Below are 7,787 nucleotides of genomic sequence, written 5' to 3'. Positions count from 1 at the left end.
CTGACAAACTCCGAATGCTATAAAATGATGATCAGCAGTGAGGGCATGGGTGCTAAGGTCCATGTCCGAGAGGGAAAGAACCCAGACCATCAGCTAAGGTCCCCAAATGTATGTTAAGTTGAATAAACGAGGTTGGATTGCACAGACAGCTAGGATGTTGGCTTGGAAGCAGCCATTCATTTAAAGAGTGCGTAACAGCTCACTAGTCGAGCGATCCGGCATGGATAATAATCGGGCATAAACATACTACCGAAGCTATGGACTTGTAAAAGTGGTAGGGGAGCATTGTAGTGTCGTCGAAGGTGTACTGCGAGGTATGCTGGAGAAGCTACAAAAGAAAATGTAGGCATAAGTAACGATAATGCGGGCGAGAAACCCGCACTCCGAAAGACTAAGGTTTCCTCAGCTATGCTAATCAGCTGAGGGTTAGTCGGGACCTAACGCGAACCCGAAAGGGGTAGTGGATGGACAACAGGTTAATATTCCTGTACCTGCTCACGCTAAAAGTGACGGAGGCGAATAGTTAGTGCGCACTGACGGAATAGTGCGTTGAAGCCAGTGGTAACACGGCGATAGTACACTGAGGCTACGGCCAAGGTGATAATCTAGCGAATCGACTTCCAAGAAAAGCGAGTGAAGCAGCCCGTACCCTAAACCGACACAGGTAGTTGGGATGAGAATTCTAAGGAGCTCGAGAGATTCATGGCTAAGGAACTAGGCAAAATAGACGCGTAACTTCGGGAGAAGCGTCGCCTGTAGCAATACAGGCCGCAGTGAAAAGATCCAAGCGACTGTTTATCAAAAACACAGGGCTCTGCTAAATCGAAAGATGACGTATAGGGCCTGACACCTGCCCGGTGCTGGAAGGTTAAGTGGAGGGTTTAGAGGTTTACCTCGAAGATCTCAAATGAAGCCCCAGTAAACGGCGGCCGTAACTATAACGGTCCTAAGGTAGCGAAATTCCTTGTCGGGTAAGTTCCGACCTGCACGAATGGTGTAACGATTTGGATACTGTCTCAGCCATGAGCTCGGTGAAATTGTAGTATCGGTGAAGATGCCGATTACCCGCAGTGGGACGAAAAGACCCCGTGAACCTTTACTATAGCTTAGTATTGGCTTTGGATAAGTAATGTGTAGGATAGGTGGGAGACTTCGACCCTGCGTCGCCAGGCGTGGGTGAGTCATTGTTGAAATACCACCCTTTGCTTATCTAGAGTCTAACCTCTGATCAGGGACAGTGCTTGGTGGGTAGTTTGACTGGGGTGGTCGCCTCCAAAAGAGTAACGGAGGCTTCTAAAGGTTCCCTCAGCACGCTTGGTAACCGTGCGCAGAGTGCAATGGCATAAGGGAGCTTGACTGAGAGACATACAGGTCGATCAGGTACGAAAGTAGAGCATAGTGATCCGGTGGTTCCGCATGGAAGGGCCATCGCTCAAAGGATAAAAGGTACTCCGGGGATAACAGGCTGATCTCCCCCAAGAGCTCACATCGACGGGGGGGTTTGGCACCTCGATGTCGGCTCGTCACATCCTGGGGCTGGAGAAGGTCCCAAGGGTTGGGCTGTTCGCCCATTAAAGTGGCACGCGAGCTGGGTTCAGAACGTCGTGAGACAGTTCGGTCTCTATCTACTGTGGGCGTTAGAAATTTGAGTGGATCTGACTCTAGTACGAGAGGACCGAGTTGGACCAACCTCTGGTGTACCAGTTGTTCCGCCAGGAGCATTGCTGGGTAGCTACGTTGGGAAGGGATAAGCGCTGAAAGCATATAAGCGCGAAACCCACCACAAGATGAGATTTCTTTAAAGGGTCGTGGAAGATGACCACGTCGATAGGCTACAGGTGTAAAGGCGGTAACGTCATAGCCGAGTAGTACTAATAACCCATAGGCTTATTGTACGCCGTTCTTTTTATAGGTACGAATTCTATTAAATAGATTTCCAGTTAATTATCATATATCCAATGACGATTCGTCGTCTTTTTCAATATGTCAACAATATTAGTGTTGTATATGTTTATAGCAACCAAGACTTAAGGTGGTTATAGCGACGGGGCTCACCTCTTACCATTCCGAACAGAGAAGTTAAGCCCGTTTGCGCCGATGGTACTACTATCTGTGGAAGAGTAGGTCGCCGCCTTTTTTGAATCCCGATTCTTATTGTTAGAATCGGGATTTTTTTCGTTTATAGAGAAAATTACTTCAATTTAAAAGTTTCAGATTTGTTATCTTCAAGTTTTATCTGAAAGCTATAATGAAAATAAATAATGAACTTAATCTTGCCTGGGATTTCGTTAATAATGCAAATAGAAATATATTCTTAACTGGTAAAGCGGGTACAGGCAAAACAACATTTTTACATAAATTAAAAATGCAATCACAAAAACGAATGGTGGTGGTTGCACCAACTGGAGTAGCGGCTATAAATGCTAAAGGGGTAACTATTCATTCTTTTTTTCAAATGCCATTTGGGCCAATTTTACCTCATACAGATTTAAATTCTACAACTAGTTTCAATAGAAAATTCAGTAAAACAAAAATTAATATTATCAAGTCTTTAGATCTATTGGTTATTGATGAAATCAGTATGGTGAGAGCTGACTTACTAGACGGAATAGATAGAACTTTAAAACGCTTTAAAAATAGAAAATTGCCTTTTGGTGGAACTCAATTATTGATGATAGGTGACCTTCAACAGTTATCGCCAGTAATTAAAGAGCAAGAATGGCAGTTATTAAAGCCATTTTATAGGAATATATTCTTCTTTAGTAGTGAAGCTTATAAAAATTCAAACCCGATTACGATTGAATTAAAGCATATTTATAGGCAAGAAAACCCAGTGTTTATTAATATACTGAATGAAATTAGAAATAATGAACTAAGTCAATCATCAGCTGACGAATTGAATAAACGTTACCAACCTAACTTTATTCCAAATGAAAATGAAGGTTATATTTCATTGACGACCCATAATCATAAAGCCAGCCAGATCAATAAACAAGAGCTTGAAAAGCTTGAAGGAAAATCAAGAACTTATAATGCAGTTGTTGAAGGAAAATTCCCTGAACATTCTTATCCCAACAAAGAAGAGTTAAAACTAAAAGTTGGTGCGCAAGTTATGTTTATTAAAAATGATAGTTCACCAGAAAAGCGTTACTTCAACGGTAAAATTGGTAAGGTAATTTTATTAGATGATGACGAAGTTGTTGTGAATTGCCCAGATGACGATTTTAATATAATCACGAAACCAGAGGTTTGGGAAAATATTAAATACACTGTCGATAAGGACTCAAAAGCAATTTCCGAAGACAAAATTGGTAGTTATACACAAATGCCACTTCGCTTGGCCTGGTCAATCACAATTCATAAAAGTCAGGGTTTAACTTTTGATAAAGCAATAATTGATGCTGAAGCTGCCTTTGCGCACGGGCAAACCTATGTAGCGCTTAGTCGCTGTAAATCGCTAGAAGGATTAGTTCTTAATAGTAAAATTACTCCGAGTCAAATCATTAGTGATAGTAATGTTATTTCTTTTAACGAAAGTGCAGAAGCTAACCAACCAAATAATGATATGCTCCAGCAATCTAAACGTACATTTCAGTTAGGCTTAATTTCCGAGATTTTTGATTTTTATAAATTTTTATATCCTTCAAATCGAATATTAGATACTTACTATAAAAACAGAGGGAGCATTGAAGGAAATATTGAAACACCTTTGGTAACAATAAAAGATTCAGTTACCAACCTACTTAAAATAAGCAACTCCTTTAATAGCCAACTAAAATCGATTGGTGACTCGGTAGATATGCCCGAATCTAATAAAACACTTCAGGATAGATTTATAAAAGCTATCGATTACTTTGAGGAGCAAACAAAAGAAACAATAGGAGGTTCTCTTAAGGCTTTAAGTTTTACTACTGATAATAAAGCAATTCAAAAAGATATTGATAAACAACTAGATACATTAGAAGAGTTATTAGAGACAAAAGTATCCTATTTTTTAGGCTTAAAAGAGGGCTTTAATGTGCAACAATTTTTATCTCTAAGAGCCAAGTCTGTTTTCTTAGGAAAAGAAAAACCTAAAAAACAACGTAAAGCTATTATTGATGGTACAACCAATGTTGAACTCTTTGAATTACTTAGAGAACTTAGGAACCAAATCGCAAAACGTGAAGATTTAGTTCACTTTCAGATTTTTACACAAAAATCATTATATGCCATGTGTGAGTTGTTACCAACAACTAAAGCTGAATTAAAGCAAATTCACGGCATGGGCAAAACAAGAATTGAAAAATATGGCTCTGAAATATTAAAAGTGATTACTGATTACTGTGAAGAAAATGATATTGAATCTAATGATAAGCTTCCAGTTCTTGAAGAATTAAAACCCAAAAAGAAAAAAGAGGGTACAAAGAAAATCTCCTTAGAGCTTTTTAAGTCAGGTAAATCAATAGATCAAATAGCTCTAGAACGAGAATTAAACACTAATACTATATTTGGCCATTTGGCTAGTTTCATTTCATCAGGAGAAGTGAAGATTATAGACCTAATGCCAAAAGCTCACTATTCAGAATTAAAAGAAATCATTCCCACCAAGACTTTCGAAAATCTCTCGGATTTAAAGCACCAACTTGATGATAAATATTCTTATGGTGAATTACGTTTGGTGCTGAATGAATTAAATAATACTTAATCAGTATTAATTTTAAAATAAGAAAATAAAAAAGGAAGGCTTATTGAAAACCTTCCCTTTCCATAATAAAAGCTAATAATCAATTTTTTATAATTTTCTGAGAGAAAGTTTTATTAGAGCCAGTTTCTATCTCTAAAACATACATTCCATCAGAAAGATTGCTTATGTCTATATGAGGTGTATTAGACAAATTAATTGTCTTAGTTAACAACTGTCTGCCGTTAATATCATAAAGTCTCACTTTTGCATCACCATAATTAGAACCTGAAGCTATAAAGATTGTACTATTTGTTGGATTAGGATAAACAACAAATGCAGTTCTTTCAAAATCTTGGTTGTTCAAAACATCACCACAATTATTACCAACAAAAACTCCACCATCTAAATCAAAATTTTCTACTTGATCAGATCTACTATCGGCACTCCCTTGTAATGCCAAAGCACCTACACCACGTTGAGCAAACACATTTCTAATTAAGCAATGGTTTGCACCACCATATAAGGCATCATCCGCAGCTAAAATAGCATCTCTACCTTCTACAAAACCGACATTACCACAGTCTGTCAATTTCAATCCATCTGTCACTAACTGTATAGCTATATTATTTCCACCAGTACCATAGTATAGGTCTGGATCATACCCGTGTTCGTCAATTAAAGCCCAATACAAGTCCCATAGCATAGTGGACCAAACAAAACCTACACCATGAGGTACTGTTAATGCTTCATTTGCTATATCACCATAAGTATAATCGTTTACACTAAAATCTGTAGAATATGGTGAAGGACGGATTCCTGGACCATCTGTTGTTTGAAATTGTACATAAGTTCCAATTCCTCTCGGGTCTGTTGGGTCACTATTTAAAGCAAAGTTATGCGTTGTTACAAGGCCATAAAAGTCTGACCAACCTTCTCCCATTTGTTCTTCTTTAACGGCACCTGCGCCTATTAAACATGAGAAATTTTGTCGTCCTCCAACCAATCTGGTCGAAATTCCATGCGCATACTCATGAGCAATTATACCTTGATCTAAATCACCATCTCTGTTTATTAGATTAGACGCTGGACCACGATCTATTAATTTTCCTGTCACTTGCTCTCCTACAGATTCAATTGTTCCATCACCATCAGCATCTCCAATTTTTTCAATCAATGCTTCACCGTCTTCGAAAGAAATTGATATTGCAGGAATGTTTAATGGTATGTAAGGTTCTCCACCACCATTAATTGGACCTTCGCCAGGGTTATTATTAACAAGAATAACACCTATTGCGCCTGAGTTTTGAGCAAGTGTTATTTTTTTAACGAATGTACAAACACCTCTTCTTACTACGGCTATATTACCATTTAAATCTGCTGCATTTACTAACATCTGGGTTTCAGGAGTGGCTCCTGCGCCTGTACAACCATCACTTAAATTTGGGCTTGGCCCTGGAGTGCCTCCATCTTCTTGTGCCGTATAAGGAAGACCATCATCTTGCACTAAAACCAATTGGGCCTCTAGAGGTGCATCTGTTTCTCTAGGAATAGGAACAAATGGAAAACGAGAAGCATCATATGCTCCTAATAATGAGTTATCATCTGTATTTTCAATGACTTCAAAAAATTCTCCAAATGGAGATGCTCCCCAAAGAAACATCTGCATTGTAGGTTCAAAGCCATCACCTAACGTACCCATATTAGCATTGTTTAAACCGTCGCCATCTTGGGCTTCAGCACGTACTTCATCACCATCCCAATCATTAATTCCGCCACCAACGCCAGCAAATCTATCATAATCCTCTTGTTGAAAATTCCCATTGGTTTCGTCAAATCCATAAGCATAAGAAAAATCGTGCATAAAATTATTCCAAACGAAAAGATTGACTATTGCTGCATCTTGGTATGCATCTGGAAACTGGTTAAGGTCTAAGGTATAATCAAAAGTCATGTCACCTGTTGTCCCGTCAATGTTAGTGGCATCTGCATAAGATGACCCATCTGGTAATGGAGCGTCTCTATTTCCAGCATCCTCATAGGCTCTAGTATTGTTCCCTTCGGTTCGTGTAGTTTGAACATATACATCTGGTGCAGTTTCAAAATCGTGCCATCCAAATGGAGATGGGACTTCAGCTCCACCTGTAGGTGTAACCTCCCAAGGGTTACTCAACATATCTCTACTTCCATGATTAGGTGTCTCTACTTTTAAAGGAAAAGCATTGTAAGTAGCACTTTCCGCAGCCAAAGGTGGCATAAACATACTATTCCCACTATCATTTTGATTAAATAATCTGTCATCAAAAACTTCAGCATTATTGATCTCATTTCCATTAAATGTATAACGATGGCTGTGGTTTTTGTGATTAATTGGTTTACTATCATCAATGGTGGTATCAAAATTACAGCTAATCAATGCGTCTGCTTTGGAAATAATATTTCCGTTGGTGGCATCAATTTTTGTAACCCACCAATGATCATTTGTTTTTATCACAACTTCATAAGATAAGACGTAATTTCCATCACTGTCAGAGACAAACATTAATGGGGACTCTAGGTTACTAGACAAAAGATTTTCTTTAGTAATATCTTGCTTAGTCGAATAATCAACAACTTTTAAATTTTCATCTGTGCCAAGACCAAGATTACTAATCGCATAATTTGCAGCCATTACTGGTGAAATCGATGCAGTTTGAGAATTGATTTTTGATGATGCGTCATAAATAAAATGATGTTTGAGTCTCAAAATCTCATCATCTTTTATAAGCACTGTAGCAACTTTATCTGCAATAGGAATTCCATTGACTTCCTGTTGCAAATAATAAATACCAAAATACTTGTTGGACAAAGTTGAAGAACTTAGAATCCTAAAATTGGACACGTCATTTTGGGTTAACTTTAATTCTTCAAGGTTTTCTTGCATGTAGTCTGTAATTACAGATTTTTGAGAATGACCAGCACAAACAAAAATCATACATAACAGAACTGTTAAGTAAAAATTTTTCATAATAAGAATTTAAAAAGATTAATAAATTATTTGTGTGGGAAGAATAATCGAATAGTAAATTGGGAAGGGGAAACACTATTTGATGTTGTAATATAAAAAAAATCCTGCGTTAAGGCA

At 38.1% G+C, this 7,787-nt stretch carries 2 protein-coding genes and 2 rRNA genes (1 of these 4 cut by a window edge); 3 read left to right on the top strand and 1 reads right to left on the bottom strand.

Annotated elements, in window-relative coordinates; all coding sequences use genetic code 11:
- The 3 genes from SIB89_RS06400 to SIB89_RS06390 form a co-directional block, all read left to right on the top strand.
- Nucleotides 1-1,895 (top strand): 23S ribosomal RNA (locus SIB89_RS06400); it begins 929 nt to the left of the window's first position.
- Nucleotides 1,896-2,028: 133 nt separating this feature from the next.
- Nucleotides 2,029-2,137 (top strand): 5S ribosomal RNA (rrf, locus tag SIB89_RS06395).
- 111 nt (nucleotides 2,138-2,248) lie between these two features.
- On the top strand, nucleotides 2,249-4,687 hold the full coding sequence (locus tag SIB89_RS06390) for a helix-turn-helix domain-containing protein (RefSeq protein WP_412561583.1): 2,439 nt from the start codon (nucleotides 2,249-2,251) through the stop codon (nucleotides 4,685-4,687).
- A 79-nt stretch (nucleotides 4,688-4,766) separates the two neighbouring features.
- On the opposite strand, the gene SIB89_RS06385 is transcribed toward SIB89_RS06390, so the two are convergent.
- Entirely contained in the window at nucleotides 4,767-7,670 is a 2,904-nt protein-coding gene (locus SIB89_RS06385) for a T9SS-dependent M36 family metallopeptidase (protein WP_412561582.1), read from the bottom strand.
- Nucleotides 7,671-7,787: the final 117 nt, after the last annotated feature.

The sequence above is a fragment of the Winogradskyella sp. MIT101101 genome, from assembly GCF_047126865.1.
Lineage (GTDB): Bacteria > Bacteroidota > Bacteroidia > Flavobacteriales > Flavobacteriaceae > Winogradskyella > Winogradskyella ouciana.
The sequence above is the reverse complement of the archived record's forward strand: the minus strand, read 5'-3'. Positions and strand labels throughout refer to the sequence as shown.

Excerpts from the sequence above, each read along its gene's own strand:
- SIB89_RS06390 (WP_412561583.1), top strand. The coding sequence starts at position 2,249 with ATGAAAATAAATAATGAACTTAATCTTGCCTGGGATTTCGTTAATAAT.
- SIB89_RS06385 (WP_412561582.1), bottom strand. The coding sequence starts at position 7,670 with ATGAAAAATTTTTACTTAACAGTTCTGTTATGTATGATTTTTGTTTGT.